At 26.8% G+C, this 745-nt stretch carries 1 protein-coding gene; it reads right to left on the bottom strand.

The features are described 5' to 3' along the window. Positions 1 to 20 precede the first annotated feature (20 nt). Positions 21 to 745: hypothetical protein (locus KTO59_RS04470; protein WP_284928856.1), on the bottom strand; the 725-nt coding region annotated here is incomplete at its 5' end.

Raw genomic sequence — 745 nt, 5'->3', positions numbered from 1 at the left:
GAAAAACATTAAATATTTTTTTATCTGTTAGAACCTAAAAGCCAACTAAGCCAACCTGTCCCAGATGAATCTGTTTTTTCACTTGTATTTCCATCAATAATTTCTATATTTATTTCGCCCGGTTTAGAATCTTTATTTATTTCGTCTAATTTAGGGGTGTTTTTTTTAAACAGATTTGGAAAACCAAAAGCACTTTTTATTTTGTCTTTAATTTCATCTGTCGCAATTTGATTTAAATTTACGCTAATTTTTGTTATTTCTTCTTGTATTGAAGTTAACACGTCTTTTTTTAATTCTCTAATTTGAGATTGTAAATTTTCACTAGTTTTGTTGATTTCTGTTTTTATTGAAGCTAACACGTCTTTTTTTATTTCGTCTTTATCGTTTTGAAGAGAAGAATCCCATTTATTCGCAATTTGATTTAAATTTTCGCTAATTTTTGTTATTTCTTTTTGTGTTGAAGCTGATACGTCTTTTTTTAATTCTCCAATTTGAGATTGGGAATTTTCACTAATTTTGTGGATTTCTGTTTTTATTAAAGCTAACACGTCTTTTTTTAATTCTCCAATTTGAGATTGGGAATTTTCACTAATTTTGTGGATTTCTTCTGACATATCTTTTTTAACCGAAGAACTGATGACATCAACCGAAGAACTGATGCCATCTGTAAAAGCAATTGTTTTATTACATATAAATACAACCACCAAAGCTAAAATTACAGTAATTAATAATAATTTAATTTTTA

The sequence above is a fragment of the Candidatus Phytoplasma sp. AldY-WA1 genome (assembly GCF_020312115.2).
Classification (GTDB): Bacteria; Bacillota_I; Bacilli_A; order Acholeplasmatales; family Acholeplasmataceae; genus Phytoplasma; species Phytoplasma vitis.
The sequence above is the reverse complement of the archived record's forward strand: the minus strand, read 5'-3'. Positions and strand labels throughout refer to the sequence as shown.